Below are 22,991 nucleotides of genomic sequence, written 5' to 3'. Positions count from 1 at the left end.
CTACCTCTTGCGGATCAGGAAACTGTGACCGGTTTCGGTTTTCACCGTTTCCAGTAACTCGTGGCCGTCTTCCGTGCAGAAATGTGGGATGTCGATCAGAGCCAGGGGATCGGTCGTTTCAACCCGGATCAGCGCCCCGATTGCCATGGAAGAAAGCTTGCGGCGGGTCTTCAGCACGGGTAGGGGGCATTTCAGGCCGCGCAGGTCATAGCAAAAGGCGTCCAAGCCGATCAGTTCCTGGCCCAGAATTTCCAGAACGGCTTCTTGCTCGCCTCTGCCGTTTCCTGCGGAGCCGGTTCCGGCGCGAAGGCCAGAGGATTTTTCGTCGGAACCGGGACATTGGCAGGCACGACCGCTGCAACCGCCGTCACATTGTCCTGAGCAGGTGCTGCTGCCGGTGCCGCAGGTGTTGCAGCGGCGGTCGCCGTCGGATTTGCCGCGGGTGCAGCGGGCTTCGACATCATTTCCTCAAGTTCGGATGCCTTGACCATGCGGCCTGCCTCCAGCGACGTGCCGGTCGGAGCATAAGCAAGCTCGCGGCCCTTGCGCTGCTTGGCGACCACGGCCTTGCGCTCGGCTTCGGTTGGGTCGTACCAGGCCATGCCGTCGAATTTCTTTTCGGCCCTGGCGAAGTCGGCTGCGTATGTCTTGTTATAGGCGGCAAGTGCCGACGCCAGCGCCGGAGGCGTGGACATCGCCGGGCACTGGCCTGCAGGATTAAAGGCGCCGCTGCCGTCTGCCAATTGCTGGTTGAAGACATATTTCTTCTCGCAGACATTGACTTCCGGCGGACGCTTGGTGACCTCGAAATTGTCGTAGCCGACCTTCAGCATCTTCCAGAAGTCATAGTTCTGGTTCAGGCGATGCTTGAACATGTTTTCCGCCGTCATGCGGAAGGGGAATGCTTGCAGCTGAACGGTTGTCTGGCCGCCCTTGAAGGCATCGCGCGCGAAAGCGTATATTTCCAGAACCTGCTCGTCGGTCATCGAATAGCAGCCGGAAGACGAACATGCGCCGTGGATCATCAGGTCGGAGCCCGTGCGGCCGTTGACGGCGTCGTACCGGTTCGGAAAGCCGGTGTTGATCGCCAGATAATATTTGGAGTTCGGGTTCAGGTTCGCCCGTGTCAGGTTGTAGAAGCCCTCGGGAGCCTGCCGGTCGCCAGTCTTGACCTTCGGGCCCAGCCGACCGGACCACGCGCAGATCTTGTAATCCGCGATCTTGTCGAAGCGATTGTCCGTCTTTGCCTTCCAAACTTCGAGAGCGCCTTCTTCCTTGAAGATACGGATCATGATCGGGGAATTGCGATCCATGCCCTTCGTTTTCATATCGGCGAGGATACGCGCCGGAAGAGGTTGCTCAACCTTGTTCTTGACCTTCGACAGATCAGTGTGGGTGACCTCCAAAGCGTCGTTGCAGCCGGCAAGAGCCAGCGCCATCAGCGAAACATAGGCAAAATGTCGAATGCGCATTTCCCAACAAGCCCATTAAATCGATAAGACCCGATCCGCGTCCATAAGGTCCGGGCGACCCTAAAATCATAGGCGGCTTATACTTCACAATTTCTTACCAGCCTATGACTTGCCCAAGGATGTCCCGCAAGCGACTGTTACAGATAACATTATTGTGGCCAAGGTTTGGCCGCAATCCGGTCATGCATGCTGGGGAATTAGGCGAGATTCCGTCCCATGGCGAGGAATTTCTGGCGGCGGTCGCTGCGCAACTGCTCGCCCGAACGCGGCGAAAGTTCGGCAAGGGCGCTGGCGATGACATCGCCGGTGGCGGCGATGACGCTGCCCGGATCGCGATGCGCGCCACCGAGCGGTTCGGGAATGATGCCGTCGATGATGCTGAGCGACTTCAGGTCCTCGGCGGTGATCTTCATGTTGGTGGCTGCTTCCCTGGCGCGGGTCGAATCGCGCCACAGAATGGAGGCCGCGCCTTCCGGTGAAATCACGCTATAGATCGAATGCTCAAGCATATAGACCCTGTTTCCGGTCGCGATTGCGATGGCGCCGCCGGAGCCTCCTTCGCCGATGATGACGGAGATGATCGGCACTTTCACGCCAAGGCACATTTCCGTCGAGCGGGCGATTGCTTCAGCCTGGCCGCGCTCTTCAGCCCCGACGCCTGGATAAGCGCCAGCGGTATCGACGAGGGTGACGACCGGAAGGCCGAAACGGTCGGCCATTTCAAGAATGCGGATCGCCTTTCGGTAGCCTTCAGGGCGGGCGCTGCCGAAATTGTGCTTCAATCGGCTCTTCGTATCGCTGCCCTTTTCCTGGCCTATGACGGCAATCGGCTGGCCGCGAAAGCGTGCAAGGCCTGCCTGGATTGCCGCATCCTCGGAGAATTTGCGGTCGCCGGCGAGCGGCGTGAACTCCTGGAAGAGCGTTTTTGCATAATCGACGAAGTGCGGGCGCTGCGGATGGCGAGCGACCTGCGTCTTTTGCCAGGCGTTGAGCTTGGAATAGATATCGACCATCGCTTCGCGGACGCGAACCTCCAGCCGGCCGACCTCATCGGACGTATCGATGCTCTCGTCTTCGGAAGCGAGCTTCTTCAGTTCGATGATCTTGCCTTCGAGGTCGGAGATCGGCTTTTCGAAGTCGAGATAGTTGTGCATGAGGTGCGTTTCCGTTCCTTGTGCCCGGGGCATTTCGCTGGCCTTGCCCCATGTTGCCGGTCCTATTCGTGCTTTTTCGCCTGTTTGGCAAGGGGGTGATGCGTCTGAACCAGTTGCTGCAGCCTTTCTTCAAGGACATGCGTATAGATCTGTGTCGTTGAAATGTCGGAATGTCCGAGAAGTTCTTGGACTACGCGAAGGTCGGCGCCGTTCGCAAGCAGATGGCTTGCAAAGGCGTGACGCATGACGTGCGGCGAGATCATTGATGGCGTCAATCCGGCACGGATCGCGAGGTTTTTCAGTTCACGGGCAAAAACCTGGCGGGGCAGATAGCCTTCCTTGGAGGCTGCCGGAAAAAGCCAGGAACTGTCGACCGGATCCTTCGTCTTGGCATTCTCCTCTTTGAGCGACCGGCCATAGGCCTTCAGTGCAGCCATTGCCGATTGCGATAGAGGTACGAGCCGCTCCTTGTTGCCCTTACCGCGAATGATCAGGAAACGTCCTTCTTGGTCGAGAACGCGTGCCGGCAGCGAAACGAGCTCGCTGACGCGCATTCCCGTGGCGTAAAGCAGCTCCAGAAGCGCCAACATCCGCTGGCGCTGCAATCGGCCGTCCGAGGCATTGTCGGCTTCGGTCTCGGCCTGTGTCAAAAGCCGCGTCACCTCCTCGACACCCATAGTCTTTGGCAGCGCCCGCGCCTTCTTCGGCGCGTCGAGAACGCCTGTCGGATCGTCAACCCGCAGGCCCTCGGCATAAAGGAACTTGTAGAATTGCCGCATGGCTGCCAGCCGGCGAGCCTGGGACGAGGATTTGAAGCCCCGTTTCGAAAGCGAGGAGAGGTAGGCAGCAAGATCACCGGAAGCCGCTTCGCTCAGCCGCACGCTTTTGCCGTTCAGGAATGCATGGAGGTCGTCCAGATCGCGCTCGTAGGATTGCAGCGTGTTCACCGCAGCGCCCCGCTCTGCACTCATCATCTCGAGAAAGGCTTCCACATGGGCGCGGCTCAGATCCTTCATCGGCTCACTTCTTCGCCGGCTTGATCGCGCCAGTTGCCGGCGGGTTGATCCGTTCCGACGGGATGCGGATCGTCACGTCGCGCGGCTGTGGCTCCACGAAGGTCACGAGCGCAACCATACCGCCATAAATCGCCCCAGCGATCATCGCCAGGACAGCCAATAGACGCAAGAGGGTCGGCATTTCGCAACTCCATGAGCTCTGCCTCTTTTATGAAGAAGCGGGTTTGCGTGCAAGAAGCGGGTTTTGAACCATGTTTCCCCGGTCGGCGACTTGACGCTACACCCGCATTTGTCGATACCGTTTGCAAACAAAGTGTGAATGGACCGATGAGTGACCCAGTTCTGAAAGTGGGAGACACCCTGAAAGACAGAGCTCGCGCCGCGCTCGGGTCCCGCAATCTGATCCTCGTTGGCCTGATGGGGGCCGGCAAATCCTCTGTCGGCCGCATCGTCGCCCATCAGCTGGGCATACCTTTCATCGACAGCGACGTGGAGATCGAGCGCGTCTCGCGAATGACCATCTCGGAGCTCTTCGCCGCTTACGGCGAAGATGAATTCCGTGCGCTGGAAACACGCGTGATAAAGCGGTTGCTGAAGAACGGGCCGCGCGTGGTATCGACCGGCGGCGGCGCTTTCATCAATGACCGGACGCGCAAGCACATCAAGAAGAGCGGCCTTTCCGTCTGGCTCAAGGCCGATCTCGAGGTGCTGTGGGAACGGGTCAGCAAGCGCGACACGCGCCCGCTCCTGAAGACCGAGAATCCAAAGCAGACGCTCGAAAACCTGATGAACGCGCGATACCCGATCTATGCCGAAGCCGACATCACCGTGCTGTCGCGCGACGTGCGAAAGGAAGTCATGGCCGACGAAGTGTTGAAAGCCGTGATCGAAGCCCAAACCGAAAGTACCCTGCCATGAATGCGATCACCTCCTCGGCCGAACGAAAGGTTCACGTACCGCTCGGAGAGCGCGCCTACGACATATTGATCGGACCGGGGATGATCGCCAGAGCCGGAGCGGAAATAGCGTCACGGCTGAAGGGTCGCAAAGCCGCGATCATCACCGACGAGCACGTGGCGCCACTTTATCTCGAAGCCCTCGTAAAGAGCCTCGAACGCTCAGGTATCATCTCCGCGCAGCTTGTGCTGCCCGCCGGCGAGAAGACCAAGAGCTTCGAGCATCTGATGAGCGTGTGCGACAAGATCCTGGAGGCGCGTGTCGAGCGGAATGATTACGTCATTGCGCTTGGCGGCGGCGTCATTGGCGATCTTGCCGGCTTTGCCGCAGGCATCGTGCGTCGCGGCGTGCGCTTCGTGCAGGTGCCGACGTCGCTGCTTTCGCAGGTGGATTCTTCCGTCGGCGGCAAGACCGGCATCAACAGCCGACACGGCAAGAACCTTGTAGGCGTCTTCCACCAACCGGATCTGGTCCTTGCCGATACGGATGTTCTCAATTCCCTAAGCAAGCGCGAATTCCGTGCCGGCTATGCAGAAGTCGCCAAATACGGCCTTATCGACAAGCCGGAATTTTTCGCCTGGCTTGAAACAAACTGGAGCGCCGTCTTTGCCGGCGGCTCTGCGCGTATCGAGGCGATTGCCACAAGCTGTCAGGCCAAATCCGATGTCGTTGTCGCTGACGAGCGCGAGAACGGTCCGCGGGCGCTTCTCAATCTCGGCCATACCTTCGGGCACGCTCTGGAGGCGGCCACAGCCTATGAGAGTGCACGCCTGGTGCACGGCGAGGGGGTTTCGATCGGCATGGTCCTCGCGCATGAATTTTCCGCGCGGATGAATCTGGCAAGCCCCGATGACGCCAAACGGGTTGAGAAGCATTTGAAAGAAGTCGGCCTGCCGACGCGCATTTCCGATATTCCGGGCGCTCTTCCGCCGGCTGAAAAGCTGCTCGACGCAATGGCGCAGGACAAGAAAGTGAAAGACGGCAAGTTCACCTTCATCCTGACGCACGGCATTGGCCGGTCGTTCATCGCCGATGACGTGCCGGCTTCCGAAGTGTTGGGCTTTCTCAAGCAAAAAGAGCAGCAATGACACTCGAAGGCACGCTGGCATTTCTTGCGGTTTACTGGCCGGAAATCGTTTCCATCGTCGCACTCGTGCTCATATCAGCCTTCTTCGTTGGTTCGGAGACTGCACTGACGGCGGTCTCTCGCAGCCGCATGCATACGCTGGAAACAAACGGCGAAATGCGCGCCGGTGTCGTGCGCCAGCTGATCGAGCGGCGCGACCGGCTGATCGGGGCGCTGCTGATCGGCAACAACCTTGCAAACATCCTGTCTTCGGCTCTGGCCACAAGCTTGTTCCTCAGTGTCTTCGGCAGCCCGGGCGTGGCGCTTGCAACGCTTGCGATGACGGTGATCCTCGTCATTTTCGCGGAAGTTCTGCCGAAGAGCTGGGCAATCTCGTCGCCTGACCGTTTTGCATTGAGAGCGGCATTGCCAATCAAGCTCTTTGTCGCTGTCGTCGGTCCGATTTCAACCCTCGTCAATGCCGTCGTCCGCCGGATCCTGCGGGCCTTCGGCATCACACTTTCGCGTGAAATCCCGATGCTGACGGCCCACGAGGAACTGCGCGGTGCCGTCGATCTGCTGCATCGCGAGGGTGCGGTGGTGAAGGCCGACCGGGATCGACTTGGCGGTATACTCGACCTTAGCCAGCTTGAACTCTCCGACATCATGGTCCACCGCACCGCGATGCGGGCGATCAATGCAGATGACGCGCCTGAGGCAGTGGTTCGCACGATCCTCGAAAGCCCCTATACCCGCATGCCGCTGTGGCGCGGCACGATCGACAACATCATCGGCGTCGTCCACGCAAAAGACTTGCTGCGTGCGCTGGCCGAGCCGAACGTGGAGCCGGAGAATCTTGATATCGTCAAGATCGCCCAGAAACCCTGGTTCGTACCGGACAGCACCAATCTCGAAGATCAGCTCAATGCGTTCCTGCGCCGCAAGCAGCACTTCGCCGTCGTCGTCGACGAGTATGGTGAGGTGCAGGGCATCGTGACGCTCGAGGACATCCTGGAAGAAATCGTCGGCGATATTTCCGATGAGCACGATATCGATATGCAGGGCGTGCGCCAGGAATCCGACGGCTCGATCGTTGTCGATGGCAGCGTGCCGATCCGGGATCTGAACCGCGCCCTCGATTGGCAGCTGCCCGACGAAGAGGCAACGACAATCGCCGGCCTCGTCATCCATGAATCGATGACGATCCCGGAGGAGCGGCAGGCCTTCACTTTTTATGGCAAGCGCTTCATCGTCATGAAGCGCGAGAAGAACCGCATCACAAGGCTGCGCATCCGTCCTGCCGCGGAGAACGAGACAAAACCGCTCTGAGCCTTATCCGACCGTTCCGTGGCTGGTGAGCAGACGCAGGATCTGCACTTCTTTCGGCAGTTCGATCAAAAATTCGCTGTCGCGTTCGAGGTGGTGGATCTTCGTCGGATCGGTGCCGGTAAAGGTGCTCATCGCCTCAATGTCCTCCCAATATGAGATCGTCACGAATTCGCTTTCCGTTTCGCAGTCTTCGCGAAAGGTCTGGACGCCAAGGGCTTTCTCGATCAGCGGCCTGATGCCCGCTTCGTAGTTGTAGGCTTCGTATTCGTCAGCCTTGGCTCTTTGCGTACGTCCGCGCCAGATGCGGGCAATCGTCGGCTTCGTCATGCCTATTTCCTCCTTGAATGAAAGGAGGGCAAACGCCTATATGAGGGACGTGTTCCGCTACCAGCTGGTTGCTTCGCCGGGGGCGGCGAGCTCCACGGCGAGCGCATGCAGCCCTGCGTCGAGTTCCGGCTTCAGCAGTTCGGTGACGGCGCGGTGGCGGGCGAGCCTCGTCATTCCTGCAAACTTGGCTGAAACGATGCGCACGCGCATGTGGGTTTCACCGGTGCCGGTGAAATCCGGCTGATGGCCGGCATGCAGGCGGCTTTCGTTGATGACGCTGAGGCGCTCGGGGGCAAAAGCTTCGGTCAGTTTTTTTTCGATGCGGGTCTGGAGGGTCACGATTTCGTCCGGTTGCTTCGCAAAAAGGGGGTTCCCACCAAGCCAGCAACATTCGTGTTTGTCAATTCTTGTCGTCGCTTCGCGGCAGGCCCATAATTAGCGCCGTCATGAGACTCGATTCCAAATATTTCGATCGCATCCGCACCCGCCGCAAACGCGAGCAGGAAACCGAGCAGGCTCCTCCGACCTGCCAGTGGGACGGCTGTGATAAAAAAGGCGTGCATCGCGCTCCTGTCGGCCGCAATGCCGAAGGGCAGTTCTTTCTTTTCTGCTTTGAGCACGTCAAGGAGTACAACAAGGGCTACAATTATTTCTCCGGCCTCTCGGACGGCGAAATCGCCCGCTACCAGAAGGAGGCGATCACCGGGCATCGTCCGACCTGGACCGTCGGCGTCAACAAGGCGGCGAAGGACAGCCCACTTCATTCCGACATCCGCTCCGGCGCCTATAGCCGTGTGCGCGATCCCTTCGGTTTCGTCAGTGGCGCCAAGGGCAGCGGTCCGCGCTTTCCCGAGCAACGCAAGTTGAAGAGCCTGGAGGCCAAGGCCTTCGACACCATGGGGCTGCAGGCAAGCGCCACCTCTGCCGAGATCAAGACCCGCTACAAGGAGCTGGTCAAGAAGCATCATCCCGATGCCAACGGCGGCGACCGCGGATCCGAAGAGCGCTTCCGTGCCGTCATCCAGGCCTATCAATTGTTGAAGCAGAACGGTTTTTGTTAGTTCCTGTCCTTGCTCTCCGCCTTCAATCGGGTATGGTCCAAATCGGCTGAGGCCGCAGGCAACCGCGGCATGCATCTGTGCGTTTTGCCAACGCCGCCTTTGCCAACCTTCCGGACGCGGCGTTTCTTGTCCGGGACTTTGTTCCTGAATGCTCGCAAGCGGTCATTTCCCGCCGAGGTTTCGCTTCAGTCCCGGAGAGGTATCGCCGACGTTCCCACCTTGAACGGGCGCAGAACAAGCTGCGGCGTCATGGATGCGAAATGGCCTGAGATAGTATGGCCGGGTGGAAGCACCCGCCTTGGAGACATGATGAGCAAGATTGACCTTGATATTTCCGAGCTTCCAGACACCACCGTTTCGGTCAGGGAGGTCTTCGGAATCGATTCCGATATCCGCGTTCCAGCCTACAGCAAGGGCGATGCCTACGTCCCGGACCTTGATAACGACTATCTCTTCGACCGCGAGACGACGCTCGCCATTCTTGCAGGTTTTGCCCACAACCGCCGCGTCATGATCTCCGGCTACCACGGCACCGGTAAGTCCTCTCACATCGAGCAGGTCGCTGCCCGCCTCAATTGGCCCTGCGTGCGCATCAACCTCGACAGCCATGTCAGTCGTATCGATCTCGTCGGCAAGGACGCGATCGTCGTCAAGGACGGCCTCCAGGTCACGGAATTCAAGGACGGCATCCTTCCCTGGGCTTATCAGCACAATGTCGCGCTTGTCTTCGATGAGTATGACGCCGGCCGCCCTGACGTCATGTTCGTCATCCAGCGCGTGCTGGAATCTTCAGGCCGCCTGACCCTGCTCGATCAGAGCCGAGTCATCCGTCCGCATCCGGCCTTCCGCCTGTTTGCGACGGCAAACACCATTGGCCTCGGCGATACCACCGGCCTCTATCATGGCACGCAGCAGATCAACCAGGCGCAGATGGACCGCTGGTCCATCGTCACCACCTTGAACTACCTGCCGCACGACCACGAAGTGAACATCGTCACCGCCAAGGTGAAAAGCTTCCAGAAGGACAAGAACGGCCGCGATACCGTTTCCAAGATGGTGCGCGTCGCCGATCTGACGCGCGCTTCCTTCATGAACGGCGATCTGTCGACCGTCATGAGCCCGCGTACGGTCATCACCTGGGCCGAAAACGCCGATATTTTCGGCGACCTCGCATTCGCCTTCCGCGTCACATTCCTCAACAAGTGCGACGAGCTGGAGCGCCCGCTGGTCGCCGAGCACTATCAGCGCGCCTTTGGTGTCGAGCTCAAGGAGAGCGCGGCCAATATCGTGCTGGAGGCTTAAGGCCCGTCGATCATGGCATCACGTGGTGACAATTCGAAAGCAAGGCCAAACGGCCCGGTCGACGTCGAGCCCTTGCGGCGCGCGATAACCGGCTGCGTGCGCGCGATTGCCGGCGACGGCGAGGTCGAGGTGACCTTTGCCAACGAGCGCCCCGGCATGACGGCTGAGCGCATTCGCCTGCCCGAGCTTTCCAAGCGGCCAACGGCGCATGAGCTGGCGGTGACGCGCGGTCTTGGCGACTCCATGGCGCTTCGCCTTGCCTGCCACGATGAAAAAGTGCACGCGACGATGGCGCCTCAGGGCTCGGACGCCCGTGCGATCTTCGACGCCGTCGAGCAGGCGCGCGTCGAATCGATCGGCACCCTGCGCATGGAGGGCGTGGCTGCCAACCTGCGGTCGATGACCGAGGAGAAGTATTCCAAGGCGAATTTCACCGGCATCGAGCGGCAGGAGGACGCGCCGATCGGCGAGGCCGTCGCCATGATGGTGCGTGAGAAGCTGACCGGCCAGAAGCCGCCGGCCTCTGCGGGAAAGGTTCTCGACCTCTGGCGCTCCTTCATAGAGGAGAAGGCAGGTTCCGAACTCGATGACCTTACAGGCGTCATCAACGACCAGCAGGCTTTCTCGAAGGTGATCCGCCACATGCTCTCGGCCATGGAAATGGCGGAAGAATACGGCGACGACGACAGCGAACCCGATCAGGACAACGAGCAGGATCAGGAAGACCAGCCGAATGGCGACGAGTCGGATCAGGACGAGGTCGATGACGACGCCGGCACTGATGCCGCGCCGGTCGAGGATAGCGAAGTTGCCGACGAGCAGATGGAAGATGGCGAGACCGAAGGCGCCGAGATCTCCGACGACGACATGATGGAAGAGGGCGAGGACGATTCAGAAACACCGGGCGAAACCCGTCGTCCAAACATGCCGTTTGCCGATTTCAACGAGAAGGTCGATTATCACGTCTTTACCGAAGAGTTCGACGAGATCATTACCGCCGAGGAACTTTGCGACGCTGCCGAGCTGGAGCGCCTGCGCGCCTTCCTCGACAAGCAGCTCGCGCATCTCCAGGGGGCTGTCGGCCGCCTCGCAAATCGATTGCAGCGTCGCCTGATGGCCCAACAGAACCGCTCCTGGGACTTCGATCTGGAAGAGGGCTATCTCGATACCGCCCGCCTGCAGCGCATCATCATCGATCCGATGCAGCCGCTTTCCTTCAAGATGGAGCGGGATACGCAGTTCCGCGACACGGTCGTGACGCTGCTGATCGACAATTCCGGCTCCATGCGCGGGCGCCCGATCACCGTTGCAGCCACCTGTGCCGATATTCTTGCCCGCACGCTGGAGCGTTGCGGCGTCAAGGTCGAGATCCTTGGCTTCACGACCAAGGCCTGGAAGGGCGGGCAGGCGCGCGAGAGCTGGCTTGCCGGCGGCAAGCCGCAGACGCCCGGCCGCCTCAACGACCTGCGTCACATCATCTACAAGTCCGCTGACGCGCCGTGGCGCCGTGCGCGCACCAATCTCGGCCTGATGATGCGCGAAGGACTGCTGAAGGAAAATATCGACGGCGAGGCGCTGATCTGGGCGCATAATCGTCTTCTTGCTCGCCGCGAACAGCGCCGTATCCTGATGATGATCTCGGACGGTGCGCCGGTCGACGATTCCACGCTTTCGGTCAATCCCGGCAACTACCTCGAGCGTCATCTGCGCGCCGTGATCGAGCAGATCGAGACCCGTTCGCCGGTCGAACTGCTTGCGATCGGCATTGGTCACGACGTGACGCGCTATTACCGCCGCGCCGTGACCATCGTCGACGCCGACGAGCTTGCAGGTGCCATGACCGAGCAACTTGCTTCGCTCTTCGAAGATCAGGCAGCGCAGTCGCGTGGCGGCCGTTTGAAACGCGCAAGCTGATGCCGAAGGGAATCGGCGCTTGATGATCCGTCTGTCCAGCGCGGCCTTGCTTTTTCTTTGTCTGGCTGTGGATGATTCGATCGCCGTTGCGCGCGAGAGCGTGGATATCAGCAGCCGCGTCATTTCGACGTTCAAGATTGGCTCCAGCGAGACAAGGTTCGGTCCGCTGGAGTTCCTTGGCGGGCTGGAAATGGTGTCCGGCAACCGGCTTTTCGGATCATGGTCGGCCATCCGTTTCGCGCCCGACCGGCAGCATTTCGTTGGTGTGCTTGATACAGGCCACTGGCTGACCGGCAGCATCGAACGCGATCAGCAGGGAAGGCTCTCCGGTTTGTCCGGCGTTGAAATCACGCCTATGAAAAACGGCAGCGGGGACACGTTCGAGGGCAAGGGACGCATGGATGCGGAGGGTCTTGCCCTCGAGGGCGACAAGGTCCTGGTTTCCTTCGAACAAGACCATCGCGTCGAAGCCTACCCCGATCCCGGGTTTGAAACCTCGCCATCGGTCGGCTCGATCCCCATTCTCGTGCCGGCACGGTCGTTGCGAAGCGGCCGGGGCTTCGAGACGCTGGCGGCTGCTCCGCCCGAGAGCGCCTTAAAGGGCGCTGCCGTCATCATTTCCGAAGAGAGCCGGGATCGAAAGGGAAACAACTACGGCGCAATCCTATCCGGGCCGCTCAAGGGCCGCTTTACGGTGACGCGCAACGGTGATTTCGATCCGACCGATGGCGCCTTTCTGCCAAATGGCGATCTCTTGCTTCTGGAGCGTCGTTTCAACATCGCAAACGGCATCGCCATGCGGATCCGGCGCATACCGGCGGCACAGATAACGCCGGGCGCCGTCGCCGATGGCGACATCTTGTTGACAGCCGATTTCGGTTACCAGATCGACAATATGGAGGGCCTCGACACTTTTCAGGCGCCGGATGGCAGCTCGCATGTGATCATCGTTTCGGATGACAACCACTCGATTTTGGAGCGGAACCTCATGCTGGAATTTCGTCTCGCTGAGTAAGGCCCCACCGGAGGCCGTCACTGGCGATCAGCTTGCGCGGGCCGGCTGCATCGGCCGCAGCACGTTCATCAGTGCGCCGTAGGGCAGCAGCATGACAAGGCCCATGATCATCTTCACCGAGAAATCGCTGATCGCCCAGGAGATCCAGCGCGGCGCCTGAGCGGCAAATGCACCGAGGACCGGGGCCTGCTCAAGCGCAAACGGATCGTTCGGGCCGAGGAAGACGAAGAAGGCGGCAAAGGCAAAGGAGAAGAAGATTGCGGTGTCGAGCGCCGAGCCGATCAGCGAGCCGACGAGAGGTGCACGCCACCAGGTCTGGCGGCGAAGGCGATTGAAGACGGCGATATCGAGCAGCTGGCCGGCGAGGTAAGCGGAACCGGAGGCGATCGCGATGCGCGGCACTGACGTGAAAAAGGAAAGCCCGATGCCGACGACAAAGCCGGCGAACACGACCTTGCGCGCCACCTGGGGACCAAACTGGCGATTCGTGAGATCGGTGATCAGGAAAGCGACCGGATAGCTGAACGCACCCCAGGTCAGGATGTCGGCGAGATTGATGCCCGCGACCTCGGCGTTCACCGGAAACTGGACGAGGAAATTCGAAGCCACGACGACGAACGTCATCAAAGCGATGTAGAGGAGGGTATAGCGGCTCTTCAGCATTTTTTTATCCTGGGTGATGCCACCAGTTGGAGTGTCAGGCCGGCAAAGCAAAAGGCTTGTCCGGTATTAGCCGTGCAAGCCTTTGAAGCCGTATGGAAGAAGATGTCGAAGCTTATGCGGCTTCGGCGGTCTTCTTGACGATCTGACGGCGCAGCAGACGAGCGCGCATCGACAGTTCGTTTTCGCTTGCCTTGATCAGGAAGGCATCGAGGCCACCGCGATGCTCGACGGAGCGCAGGGCGGCAGCTGAAACACGCAGACGGTAGCGCTGGCCGAGAGCATCGGAGATCAGCGTAACCTGGCACAGGTTCGGCAGGAACCGGCGCTTGGTCTTGTTGTTGGCATGGCTGACATTGTTACCAGTCAGGACGGCCTTGCCGGTCAATTCGCACACGCGGGACATTGAACACCTATTCTTGTTTTTCTAGACCATCGAAGTGCGATGCCCCGGCAAACGCGGGTCTGCAATCCAACAGGCCATAATTGGAAAGTTGCGGTTCTATAGTCAGACCGGCCGCCCGCGTCAAGCCAAACCTTGGTCTTTCCCGCAATTCTGTCAAAAAGCTCGTGTTTGCTTCTCTTTGCGGTAGGAGTATGGATCGCGAGTGCAGGGCATTGTCTGCCCTTGAAAAAGGCTCTCTTCATGACACATCTGGGCAAGCGGATTTTCCTATCGTCGATTGCAGCGCTGATGTCCATCCCGGCCGTCGCAAGCGAGATCCGTCATCGCACGGAATATAAAGTTGCTCTTGGAATCCTGCCGATTGCGCGCGCCGCCTTCGTTACCCAGATCGACGATGGTCAGCGCTACCAGGTTTCAGGCAATATCAGTTCGGCGGGCCTTGCCGATCTTGTGACGAACATTGCTGCGAAGACCAACGTCACCGGCGTCCTGCGCAACGACCGACTGCAAGCGCAGCGCTACTACCTTTATTACAAGAGCGGCAAACGCGCACGTACATACGAAGTCCGCTACAGAAACGGCGATATCGTCTCCACTACCGTCAAGCCGGAACGGCGCCAGCCCCGCAACTGGGTCGATGTCAAGCCGGGCGACATGCGCTCCGTGCTTGACCCCATCTCGGGATTGATCTTTCCGGCCGATACCAAGCTCTGCTCGCAGCGCCTGCCGATCTATGACGGCGAGATGCGCATGGACCTTGTGCTTTCGCCAAAGGGATCCAAGGAGTTCAAGACGGATGGGTTTTCCGGCACGGCAACCGTCTGCGGCGTACGTTTCGTGCCCCGGTCTGGCTACAGGAAAGGCCGCAAGGATATCGATTATCTGAGCAGAAGCGGCAACATGGAAATCTGGTTTGCAAAGGCGGACGCGGCGAATGTATATGCTCCGGTCTATGTTCGCATTCCGACGCAATATGGAATGGTGACGATTACCGCGGTGAAATACCGTACAAACTGACGGAGCACGGTCTCCGTGAAGGGGGACAGGTGAAGCTTCGGGCGACATTGATCGGGTTCACGGCCATCCTGATGTGGTCGTTTCTGGCGCTCTTCACCACTGCATCCGGCAAGATGCCGCCGTTCCAACTGTCGGCGATCTGCTTTGCGATCGGCAGCATTCCGGGCATTGCGGTGCTGATCCTCAACCCGTCTCGGGTGGCGCTGCTGAGGCAGCCGCCAAAGGTGTGGATCACCGGCATTGCCGGCCTCTTCGGCTATCACTTCCTCTATTTCACCGCGCTTCGCAACGCGCCGGCGGTGGAGGCCGGCTTGATCGCCTATCTCTGGCCGCTGCTGATCGTCGTCGGCTCGGCGTTGCTGCCGGGCGAGAGGTTGCGCTGGTATCACGTGGCAGGCGCGCTCGCCGGGCTCTGCGGCACTTTCCTGATCGTCGGCCGCAACGGCATCGATTTCGACGGTGCCTTTGCGATCGGCTACGGCGCGGCTTTCCTTTGCGCCTTCACCTGGTCCGGCTATTCGCTGCTGACGCGGCGCTTCGATGCAGTCTCGACCGATGTCGTTACCGGCTTTTGCCTTGTGACATCCATCCTGTCGTTCTTCTGCCATCTCGGATTGGAAACAACCCTTTGGCCGCAAACGGCTTTTGAATGGATCGCCGTTGCCGGCCTCGGCTTCTTCCCTGTCGGCGCTGCGTTCTATGCCTGGGATTACGGCGTCAAGAACGGCGACATTCAGATCCTCGGCGCGGCAAGTTATGCGGCGCCGTTGCTGTCGACGCTTGTCCTGACGATATTCGGCTTTGGCGAGCCGAGCTGGCGCATTGCGCTTGCCTGCCTGCTGGTCACCGGCGGTGCAGTGCTTGCGGCTCAGGAAATGTTCCGCCGGAAAGGCGTCGCAAAACAGGTTGTGGCGGCCGAATAGGTCTCAGCCGCCCGGTTTCCAATCCGGCGGTGCCAATTCGAATTTCGAGAACTCGAAACCGGGTGCCACCGTACAGCCGACGAGCGTGTATTCGCCAAGCGTTTCTGCCGATTGCCACCAGTTTGCCGGAATGATTGCTTGCGGACGCTCACCATTTTCCAGGTCGATGCCGAGCATCAAGGTTTCGCTTTTTTCGCCGTCTGCGGACCTGTGGAGTGCCAGGGGCGCACCGGCGTAATAATGCCAGACCTCCGCAGCATCGTGAACGCGATGCCAGTGCGAACGTTGGCCGGCTTTCAGCAGATAGTAGATTGCCGTCGAGTGCCCGCGCTCCTCGCCATTGCCATCGCTAAACGTCTGCACGTACCAGCCGCCTTCCGGATGCGGCTGCATCGAAAGCGCCTCGATAATCTCGTCGGGAGACATTAGAAATTGTCCTTGCGCCTGCGGATCTCGGCAAAGACTTCCTCGTTCGTCTTGCCTTCCATCAGGAGGTTGCGGCGAATGGCGGGATCGGCAGCGCGAAGAAAGGGATTGGTTTCCTTTTCCAGGCCAAGCGTCGTCGGGATCGTGAACCTGCCTTCGGCGCGCAGCGCCTCGATCTCCGCAGCGCGCGTCTTCAGCCGCTCGTTGTCCGGATCGATCGTCAGAGCGAAACGAGCATTGGAAAGCGTGTATTCATGGCCGAAATAGATCGCCGTCTCGTCTGGCAGAGCGGCCAGCTTCTGCAGCGAATGCCACATATCGGCGGCCGGGCGCTCCAATAGGCGGCCGCAGCCCAGTGCAAAGAGCGTATCGGCGGCAAAAAGCAGCTTGTCGTCTCCGAAATGGTAACAGATATGGCCGACGGTATGGCCCGGCGTTTCGATGACGTTGACCACATGGTCGCTGAATAGAAAGCTGTCGCCATCGCCCATCGACTTGTCGAGGCCGGGAATTGCCACGGCTTCGTTGACCGGACCGATGATCTCGCAGCCGAATTGCTCCTTCAATGCCAGGTTGCCTTCGACGTGGTCGGTGTGGTGATGCGTGGTGAAGATGTGCGAAATCTTCCAGCCGCGCCTTTTGGCGGCCGCTGCCACGGCCGCCTCTTCGGGCGCGTCGATCGCGGCTGTCAACCCGGACGCCGCATCATGCACGAGAACGCCGAAATTATCGGATCGGCAGAGAAAGACTTCCAGTTCCAGAGGTTTCATTGTCCAAGCGGCCCCTTTCCCACGAACATGTCCGGAATGTAGAGGCCCCGGCCTTGAAGTCCAATCGCCGGCTGATAACATTTATTGCGATGCACACGGATATTGTCGATCTGCGCCAGTTCTATCATTCCGAGCTCGGCCGCCTTGCCGAGCACTCGATTGCCATGGCGTTGTCGTCGCTTTGGGTGCGCCTGCCGCAGGAACGGCTCGTCGGCGTCGGCTACGCCGTCCCCTTTCTCGACCGGTTCAGCGCCGATACCGAGCGTACCTTCGCCTTCATGCCCGCCGGGCAGGGCGCAGTGAACTGGCCGGTGGGGTCGTTGTCGTCGACCGCACTGATCTTCGATGAAGAACTTCCGCTTCCCGATTCGTCCATCGATCGTGTGCTGATGGTGCATTCGCTGGAATTTGCCGAGAGCCCGCGGGAAACCTTGAAGGAGCTCTGGCGCGTGCTTGCGCCCGGCGGGCGCCTCGTCATCGTGGTGCCGAACCGGCGCGGCGTCTGGGCGCGCATGGAACATACGCCTTTCGGCTCCGGGCGCCCCTATTCACGGGGTCAACTCACGCATCTGCTTCGCGAGACCAATTTCACGCCCGGGGCGAGCGCCGAGGCGCTGTTCTTCCCGCCATCGAAGCTTCGCACGGTTCTCAGTCTTCGTCGCGCCTTCGAACGCATTGGCCGCACGCTCTGGCCGGCCTTTTCGGGCGTCATCATCGTCGAGGCACAGAAGCGTCTCTATCAGGGCCTGCCGGTAGCTGCACGGGCTTCGCGCCGCGTCTTCGTGCCGGTTCTTGCGCCGCACGGTGTTCCGACGACACGCAGCCGTTAAGTCTCACTCGACAAAGGCTGCTTTCCGCTTTATTTGCCACAGGGCAATTCCGGCCGGAATTTCCGGCGTTTTTTCAAGGTCGATTCCATGAGCGTTGAGATGAGCAAGCCTGTTCCGCGTCCCGGTATCCTGGATATTGCAGCCTATGTGCCGGGCAAGGAACATGCACCGGGCGTCGCCCGCGTCTACAAGCTCTCATCCAACGAAACGCCGCTTGGCGCGAGCCCCAGGGCAATCGAAGCCTTTCGTGAGGCCGCTGGCCATCTCGAGCGCTATCCGGACGGGCAGGCGATCGAATTGCGCGAGGCGATCGCCGCTGTTCACGGCCTGAATCCGGCTAACATCATGTGTGGAAACGGCTCGGACGAACTGCTCGGCTTGCTCTGCCACGTCTATCTCAGCCCGGGTGACGAAGGCATCATCACCGAGCACGGCTTCCTCGTCTACAAGATCCAGATCATGGGCGCCGGCGCGACGCCGATCGTGGTGAAGGAGACGGATCACACCGTCGATGTCGACGCTATCCTTTCCGCCGTGACAGACAGGACGAAGATCGTCTTCATCGCCAATCCCGGCAATCCAACCGGTACCTATATCCCGGTCAGCGAAGTCCGCCGCCTGCAGGCCGGTCTGCCGAAGCATGTCGTGCTGGTTCTCGATGCGGCCTATGCCGAATATGTCCGGCGCAACGACTATGAATCAGGCATCGAAGTCGTCTCCTCGAACGCGAACGTGGTCATGACCCGGACATTCTCGAAGGTCTACGGGCTTGCCGCACTGCGCGTCGGCTGGATGTATGCGCCTGCCGAGATCATCGATGCGCTGAACCGCGTGCGGGGCCCGTTCAACATGAATGCGTCGGCGATTGCCGCCGGTGCGGCGGCGATCCGCGATCAGGCCTTCGTTCAAGAGGCGACCTCCTTCAATCAGATGTGGATCGAGAAGGTTACCGGAGCGTTCGAAACGATCGGTCTAAAGGTTACGCCGTCGGTGACCAACTTCGTGCTCATCCATTTTCCGGATGTCGACGGCAAGCGCGCTGCCGATGCCGACGATTTTCTGACGAGCCGTGGCTATATCCTGCGGGCGGTTCGCAGCTACGGATTTCCCAATTCACTGCGCATGAGCATCGGCCCCGAAGAAGCCAATCGCGGCGTCATCGAAGCGCTTGGCGAATTCATGGGACGCCCGGCATGACAGCGCAGTTTGATCGCATCGCGCTGATCGGCATCGGGCTGATCGGCTCCTCGATCGCCCACGACATCAAGCGGCTGGGGCTTGCCAACGAAGTCGTCGTTGCAACGCGAAGTGCCGAAACGCTGAGGCGTGCCGAGGAACTGCAGCTCGGCAGCCGCTATACGGTTTCGTCGGCCGAGGCCGCCAAGAATGCCGATCTCGTTATCGTGTCCGTGCCGGTCGGTGCCTCGGAAAGTGTTGCCAAGGAAATAGCAGGAAGCGTGAAGGCGGGCGCGATCGTCACCGACGTCGGATCCACCAAGGCTTCGGTCATCGCGCAAATGCAACCGCATATGCCGCCGCATGTGCACTTCATCCCCGGCCATCCGCTGGCCGGTACGGAAAAATCCGGTCCCGACGCCGGCTTCCCAGGCCTTTTCGAAGGCCGCTGGTGCATCTTCACGCCGATTGCGGGTACGGATGAGGGCGCGCTCAAAAAGCTTCGCAAATTCTGGGAAAGCCTTGGCTCCAAGGTCGATGAGATGGACGCCGACCACCACGACAAGGTTCTCGCCATCGTCTCGCACCTGCCGCACATCATTGCCTACAACATTGTGGGCACGGCCGACGATCTGGAAACCGTGACTGAATCGGAGGTGATCAAGTACTCCGCCTCGGGCTTCCGCGACTTTACGCGCCTGGCAGCCTCCGATCCGACGATGTGGCGTGACGTCTGCCTGCACAACAAGGATGCGATCCTCGAAATGCTGGCGCGCTTTTCGGAAGATCTTGCCTATCTGCAGCGGGCGATCCGCTGGGGCGAGGGCGACAAGCTTTTCGAGCTCTTCAGCCGCACTCGGGCGATCCGCCGCTCGATCGTCCAGGCAGGCCAGGATGTGGACACGCCAGACTTCGGTCGCCCACATGCGCAGGATACGAAGACGAACTGAGCCTCAGATCGGTGGGATCGTACCGAGCGGGATGAAGCCGCTTACGGTGGCATTGCCGCGCTGAACGACGAGGTCGACCGAAACCCTGTCGCCGCCGACTGCGAGCGCCTTCAGAAGCTTGGCGGCGGTATCGACGGTCTTGGCGATTTCCGGGAGGGCCTGTTTCAGGCTGTCGCGCCAGGGGCCGAGTTGCTCGATCTCCAGCTTGAACTTGCCGGACAGAAAGCCTTGCTCATCGAAGGAGAAGGGCCCTGTCAACGTCATCACCTTGCCGTCGCCGATATCGGCCACGGCCTTGCGCAGCTCTCCGCTTGCTCCATAAAGCCCCTGCGGATCGCTGCCGTCGATCATTCCGCCTTTGCCCGCAAGGGTGATATCTGCGCTCGCCGAGAATTTGGGGAAGACCTGCGGCCAGTCCTTGATCAGGGCATTTGCATCCCGCAGGGAGAAGGCACCGTCGAGATCGCCGGCATTCTGGCGGAGGTGGACTTCCGTGCGTCCTGCATCGACATTGACCGTTTGTCCGGTATGGGACGACACAGCGATTGCCTTCAGTCCGTCGATGACCATGGAGGTACGGTCGATGCCGTTAAGCCTCGTTACCAGGCTGGATTGCAGGTTTTCCCACTGCGCCGAGATCGAAAGGCCGTTTGCCGTGCGGATTTCGGCCGGCGAATCGAGTTCCCAGACGATATGGCCCGGCGCGTAAACCTGCGCTGCGGAACGAAGTTCACCAAAGGAAGCCGAGACGCCGTTCGTGTTGTCGTCCACACCCACCTTCGAGCAATAAAGGCCAATGCGGAACGGGTAGCCGCGAAAGTCGATATCGGCGCATTCACCGCTGACGCCGGCCGTGCTGCGCGGCGCAATAACCTTCAGCACGGTCTCCTTGAGGTGGGCGGCTGCGTAAAACCAGCCGCCGGTATAGATCGCGATAACCAGAACGATGCCCAAGCCGAGCAACCAGAATTTTCTGCCGCTGCCGGATTGGCTTGACGCTGCCATGATGGATCTCCAATGGTGAATCGCGAATGGGAATTTCGGTCTGGCGTGCGATATGGACGAATTTTGGGTATTTGGCTACGGATCACTGATGTGGAATCCGGGCTTCGAGTTTCTTGAGCGCTCTCAGGCTCTCGTTTACGGCTACCGGCGATCGCTATGCGTCCATTCCTGGGTTCACCGCGGGACGCAGCAAAATCCAGGTCTCGTGCTGGGCCTCGATCGTGGCGGCTCCTGCCGCGGCATAGCATTTCGCGTGGCCTTGGAGAGGCGGGACGAGGTGATGGACTATCTGCGCGCCCGCGAGCTCGTCACCAACGTCTATCGGGAGCGGCATGTGCCGCTATCGCTTCCCGGCCGACGCAACATCAAGGCGATTGCCTACGTCGTTGATCGCGACCACGCTCAATATGCTGGTGCACTCGATGCCTCGGCAGCTGCGCGCATGGTGCATGGGGCAAAAGGTCGATCCGGTTCGAACGACGCCTATGTCTTCAATACGCTTTTGCATCTGAAGGAGATGGGCATTCGCGACCATTGGCTGGAGCGGGTCGCCGGCGAGGTCGAGCGGTTGCGGGCCGCTTAGGCGGAAGCAGCCGTTGCCTTCCGCAACTGCGCAAGCCTCTCGACGGCGCTCGCCGGCAGTGGCAGGTGCGGATTGCGCGCAACCGTATCGACCAGAAGTTCGTCGCTCGCCTTTTCGGTCACCTCGATCAGATGCTCGAAGAATTGATCCGGATCCATGCCCGGCGGAATGGCAGGCAGGATGCGAACCTTGAAATGGCCGGGACGGCGCACGGCGCTGCGGCGCGGCCAGAAAAGGCCGGGATGCATGGCCACCGGCACGACCGGAATGCCGAGATCCCGATACATGCGGGCAATGCCGTATTTGTAGAGCGGTTCTGCGCCCGGGGGCCGCCGTGTGCCTTCTGGATAGATGATCAGTTGCCGGCCTGTCGCAAGCTCTTGCTTGGTGCGCTTCAGCACCTCGACCATCACCTTGCCGCGTGCGCCGCGATCGACCGGGATCATGCGCTGTTTCTTCGCATACCAGCCGAACAGCGGGATCCACATCAATTCGCGCTTGAGGATGTAAACCGGGTCTTTCAACCAGGGCAGCAGTGCATAGGTGTCCCAGAAGGACTGGTGCTTGGGTGCGAGGATGTAGCTGCCGTCCGGCAGGTTCTCTAGGCCGTCGATCTCAAAGGTCGTCCCGACGATCTTTTCCATCAGCCAATGGTTCGAAAGCGCCCAGTTCTTGGGAATTGCATAGGCGGTCTTGCGGGGCGCGACGAAATAATAGGGCGAAAGCGCGATCATCCGGATGATGAGGTTGGCGTAGAAGATCGTATTGAAGAGAACGGAACGCAGGGCGATCATGAAATTTTCCAAAGCCAGTATCCGCGAAAACGGCGGGCTGGACCTGCCTACACGATAATGGCTTTCATAAAAAGCGCTTGATGGAAATCAGCCCGGGCCCGTGATGCTTGCCGAGCGAAGGCCGGGATGGCGCCCGAAGCCGGTGATGTTGCGCGCCCCTGCCAGAAGCACCTTGGCATATTCGGCGAGCATGACGCGAAGCGCATTTGGATCGGTGAACCAGGCCCTGGTCTTCAAGTCGGAATTGACGACCGGGTAGGGGATGAACTGGGTTTCGGCATCGACATAGGCGAGTTCGGCGAGACTGCGTGGCATGTGGTAGTTGTTGGTGACGATCAGAACGCTCTTGTAGCCTTTGGCATGGATCCAGTTTGCAGCTTCCTGCGCATTGCCGATCGTGTCGATCGCGTCATAGCCGATGTCGACGCAGCAGTCGAAAAGATCAGCGGGTGCCGATGTGGTTTTGCGAATCTGCCCCGGCGTTGTCGACGGGTGAACGCCCGATATCAGCAGCCTCCTGCCCGCGCCCTTCTCAAGCAGTTCGACGGCCTGATCGATGCGCTGATAGCCGCCCGTCAAAACGACGATGGCATCGGCTTTCGGTTCGGCCGGAGGTTTCAAGGTGGTTACGGAATCGGCAAACCGCAGGAAGCCGACGAAAAGCAGCGCGCTTGCCAGGACGAAGGCGAAACCGCCCCATCGCAACATCCGGCGCAGCGGACCACGACGCAGCGTTTCGACGCCGTAGCTGGCAAGCGCCGGGTCGGGACGAATCGGAGTGCGTCTAGTATGGCCCATGGTCATAAATCGTGAATATATAGAGATTGCGGCAGGGAAC

General features: G+C 60.1%; 27 protein-coding genes. 13 read left to right on the top strand and 14 right to left on the bottom strand.

Annotated elements, in window-relative coordinates:
* The 5 genes from AM571_RS18900 to AM571_RS36980 form a co-directional block, all read right to left on the bottom strand.
* Positions 1–225, bottom strand: a complete 225-nt coding sequence (locus AM571_RS18900; protein ID WP_074062713.1) for a sulfurtransferase TusA family protein — start codon at positions 223–225, stop codon at positions 1–3.
* A 5-nt stretch (positions 226–230) separates the two neighbouring features.
* Positions 231–1,472 carry a L,D-transpeptidase family protein gene (locus AM571_RS18895; RefSeq protein ID WP_074062712.1) on the bottom strand — a complete coding sequence of 414 codons (1,242 nt, stop codon included), beginning with the start codon at positions 1,470–1,472 and terminating at the stop codon, positions 231–233.
* A gap of 197 nt (positions 1,473–1,669) precedes the next feature.
* Positions 1,670–2,626 carry an acetyl-CoA carboxylase carboxyltransferase subunit alpha gene (locus AM571_RS18890; protein ID WP_074062711.1) on the bottom strand — a complete coding sequence of 319 codons (957 nt, stop codon included), beginning with the start codon at positions 2,624–2,626 and terminating at the stop codon, positions 1,670–1,672.
* Positions 2,627–2,688: 62 nt separating this feature from the next.
* The gene (gene xerD / locus AM571_RS18885) at positions 2,689–3,642 is read right to left on the bottom strand and encodes a site-specific tyrosine recombinase XerD (RefSeq protein WP_074062710.1); all 954 of its coding nucleotides are present in this window, start codon (positions 3,640–3,642) and stop codon (positions 2,689–2,691) included.
* A 4-nt stretch (positions 3,643–3,646) separates the two neighbouring features.
* Positions 3,647–3,823: a hypothetical protein gene (locus AM571_RS36980; RefSeq protein ID WP_165918585.1), complete on the bottom strand. Its 177-nt coding sequence runs from the start codon at positions 3,821–3,823 to the stop codon at positions 3,647–3,649.
* Between the two features lie 146 nt (positions 3,824–3,969).
* Here AM571_RS36980 and AM571_RS18880 point away from each other — a divergent pair, with 146 nt between their 5' ends.
* The 3 genes from AM571_RS18880 to AM571_RS18870 are packed head-to-tail and all read left to right on the top strand — an operon-like array spanning position 3,970 to position 6,994.
* Entirely contained in the window at positions 3,970–4,560 is a 591-nt protein-coding gene (locus AM571_RS18880) for a shikimate kinase (RefSeq protein ID WP_074062709.1), read from the top strand.
* Positions 4,557–5,687 carry a 3-dehydroquinate synthase gene (aroB, locus tag AM571_RS18875; protein ID WP_074062708.1) on the top strand — a complete coding sequence of 377 codons (1,131 nt, stop codon included), beginning with the start codon at positions 4,557–4,559 and terminating at the stop codon, positions 5,685–5,687. Before AM571_RS18880 ends, aroB begins: the two co-directional genes overlap by 4 nt.
* A complete protein-coding gene (locus AM571_RS18870; protein WP_074062707.1) occupies positions 5,684–6,994 on the top strand; it encodes an HlyC/CorC family transporter in 1,311 nt (436 codons plus the stop codon). The genes aroB and AM571_RS18870 overlap by 4 nt, the downstream gene beginning before the upstream one ends.
* A gap of 3 nt (positions 6,995–6,997) precedes the next feature.
* On the opposite strand, the gene AM571_RS18865 is transcribed toward AM571_RS18870, so the two are convergent.
* Together AM571_RS18865 and AM571_RS18860 are read right to left on the bottom strand one after the other, a co-directional pair.
* Positions 6,998–7,321 (bottom strand): antibiotic biosynthesis monooxygenase family protein, encoded by a 324-nt coding sequence (locus tag AM571_RS18865; RefSeq protein ID WP_074062706.1) that lies wholly within the window; start codon positions 7,319–7,321, stop codon positions 6,998–7,000.
* Positions 7,322–7,378: 57 nt separating this feature from the next.
* Entirely contained in the window at positions 7,379–7,663 is a 285-nt protein-coding gene (locus tag AM571_RS18860) for a BolA family protein (protein WP_196776338.1), read from the bottom strand.
* A gap of 104 nt (positions 7,664–7,767) precedes the next feature.
* On the opposite strand from AM571_RS18860, the gene AM571_RS18855 reads away from it, so the two are divergent.
* The 4 genes from AM571_RS18855 (at position 7,768) to AM571_RS18840 (ending at position 12,613) form a co-directional block, all read left to right on the top strand.
* Positions 7,768–8,382: a J domain-containing protein gene (locus AM571_RS18855; RefSeq protein ID WP_074062704.1), complete on the top strand. Its 615-nt coding sequence runs from the start codon at positions 7,768–7,770 to the stop codon at positions 8,380–8,382.
* Positions 8,383–8,691: 309 nt separating this feature from the next.
* Positions 8,692–9,684 (top strand): cobaltochelatase subunit CobS, encoded by a 993-nt coding sequence (gene cobS, locus AM571_RS18850; protein ID WP_022718065.1) that lies wholly within the window; start codon positions 8,692–8,694, stop codon positions 9,682–9,684.
* A gap of 12 nt (positions 9,685–9,696) precedes the next feature.
* Entirely contained in the window at positions 9,697–11,598 is a 1,902-nt protein-coding gene (cobT, locus tag AM571_RS18845) for a cobaltochelatase subunit CobT (protein ID WP_074062703.1), read from the top strand.
* Positions 11,599–11,620: 22 nt separating this feature from the next.
* Positions 11,621–12,613, top strand: coding sequence for an esterase-like activity of phytase family protein (locus AM571_RS18840; protein WP_074062702.1), 993 nt, complete (start codon positions 11,621–11,623; stop codon positions 12,611–12,613).
* A 27-nt stretch (positions 12,614–12,640) separates the two neighbouring features.
* Here AM571_RS18840 and AM571_RS18835 read toward each other — a convergent pair whose 3' ends face one another.
* Both AM571_RS18835 and rpmB read right to left on the bottom strand, forming a co-directional pair.
* Positions 12,641–13,276 carry a queuosine precursor transporter gene (locus AM571_RS18835; protein WP_074062701.1) on the bottom strand — a complete coding sequence of 212 codons (636 nt, stop codon included), beginning with the start codon at positions 13,274–13,276 and terminating at the stop codon, positions 12,641–12,643.
* A 112-nt stretch (positions 13,277–13,388) separates the two neighbouring features.
* Positions 13,389–13,679: a 50S ribosomal protein L28 gene (gene rpmB / locus AM571_RS18830; RefSeq protein WP_022718069.1), complete on the bottom strand. Its 291-nt coding sequence runs from the start codon at positions 13,677–13,679 to the stop codon at positions 13,389–13,391.
* A 240-nt stretch (positions 13,680–13,919) separates the two neighbouring features.
* Between rpmB and AM571_RS18825 the strand changes: the two genes are divergently transcribed.
* Positions 13,920–14,696, top strand: coding sequence for a DUF3108 domain-containing protein (locus AM571_RS18825; RefSeq protein ID WP_074062700.1), 777 nt, complete (start codon positions 13,920–13,922; stop codon positions 14,694–14,696).
* A gap of 29 nt (positions 14,697–14,725) precedes the next feature.
* Positions 14,726–15,619 (top strand): DMT family transporter, encoded by an 894-nt coding sequence (locus tag AM571_RS18820; protein ID WP_074062699.1) that lies wholly within the window; start codon positions 14,726–14,728, stop codon positions 15,617–15,619.
* A gap of 3 nt (positions 15,620–15,622) precedes the next feature.
* Here AM571_RS18820 and AM571_RS18815 read toward each other — a convergent pair whose 3' ends face one another.
* Together AM571_RS18815 and gloB are read right to left on the bottom strand one after the other, a co-directional pair.
* Complete coding sequence (locus tag AM571_RS18815; protein WP_074062698.1) at positions 15,623–16,045, bottom strand: cupin domain-containing protein; 423 nt, start codon at positions 16,043–16,045, stop codon at positions 15,623–15,625.
* Positions 16,045–16,815 (bottom strand): hydroxyacylglutathione hydrolase, encoded by a 771-nt coding sequence (gene gloB, locus AM571_RS18810; RefSeq protein WP_074062697.1) that lies wholly within the window; start codon positions 16,813–16,815, stop codon positions 16,045–16,047. Before gloB ends, AM571_RS18815 begins: the two co-directional genes overlap by 1 nt.
* A gap of 53 nt (positions 16,816–16,868) precedes the next feature.
* Here gloB and AM571_RS18805 point away from each other — a divergent pair, with 53 nt between their 5' ends.
* The 3 genes from AM571_RS18805 to AM571_RS18795 all read left to right on the top strand — a co-directional run bounded on the left by AM571_RS18805 (position 16,869) and on the right by AM571_RS18795 (position 19,771).
* Positions 16,869–17,645: a class I SAM-dependent methyltransferase gene (locus tag AM571_RS18805; RefSeq protein WP_074062696.1), complete on the top strand. Its 777-nt coding sequence runs from the start codon at positions 16,869–16,871 to the stop codon at positions 17,643–17,645.
* An 87-nt stretch (positions 17,646–17,732) separates the two neighbouring features.
* Complete coding sequence (hisC, locus tag AM571_RS18800; RefSeq protein WP_074063359.1) at positions 17,733–18,842, top strand: histidinol-phosphate transaminase; 1,110 nt, start codon at positions 17,733–17,735, stop codon at positions 18,840–18,842.
* Entirely contained in the window at positions 18,839–19,771 is a 933-nt protein-coding gene (locus tag AM571_RS18795) for a prephenate/arogenate dehydrogenase family protein (RefSeq protein ID WP_081377125.1), read from the top strand. The genes hisC and AM571_RS18795 overlap by 4 nt, the downstream gene beginning before the upstream one ends.
* A 3-nt stretch (positions 19,772–19,774) precedes the next feature.
* Here the strand turns inward: AM571_RS18795 and AM571_RS18790 are convergent, their stop codons facing one another.
* Positions 19,775–20,776 (bottom strand): DUF2125 domain-containing protein, encoded by a 1,002-nt coding sequence (locus AM571_RS18790; protein WP_074062695.1) that lies wholly within the window; start codon positions 20,774–20,776, stop codon positions 19,775–19,777.
* 52 nt (positions 20,777–20,828) lie between these two features.
* Here AM571_RS18790 and AM571_RS18785 point away from each other — a divergent pair, with 52 nt between their 5' ends.
* On the top strand, positions 20,829–21,359 hold the full coding sequence (locus tag AM571_RS18785) for a gamma-glutamylcyclotransferase (RefSeq protein WP_074062694.1): 531 nt from the start codon (positions 20,829–20,831) through the stop codon (positions 21,357–21,359).
* On the opposite strand, the gene AM571_RS18780 is transcribed toward AM571_RS18785, so the two are convergent.
* Both AM571_RS18780 and AM571_RS18775 read right to left on the bottom strand, forming a co-directional pair.
* Positions 21,356–22,153: a lysophospholipid acyltransferase family protein gene (locus AM571_RS18780; RefSeq protein WP_074062693.1), complete on the bottom strand. Its 798-nt coding sequence runs from the start codon at positions 22,151–22,153 to the stop codon at positions 21,356–21,358. The genes AM571_RS18785 and AM571_RS18780 overlap by 4 nt on opposite strands.
* 87 nt (positions 22,154–22,240) lie before the next feature.
* Positions 22,241–22,957 (bottom strand): YdcF family protein, encoded by a 717-nt coding sequence (locus tag AM571_RS18775; protein WP_074062692.1) that lies wholly within the window; start codon positions 22,955–22,957, stop codon positions 22,241–22,243.
* Positions 22,958–22,991: the final 34 nt, after the last annotated feature.

It is taken from the genome of Rhizobium etli 8C-3 (assembly GCF_001908375.1).
Lineage (GTDB): Bacteria > Pseudomonadota > Alphaproteobacteria > Rhizobiales > Rhizobiaceae > Rhizobium > Rhizobium etli_B.
This window is presented reverse-complemented; position numbering and strand designations above follow the sequence as displayed.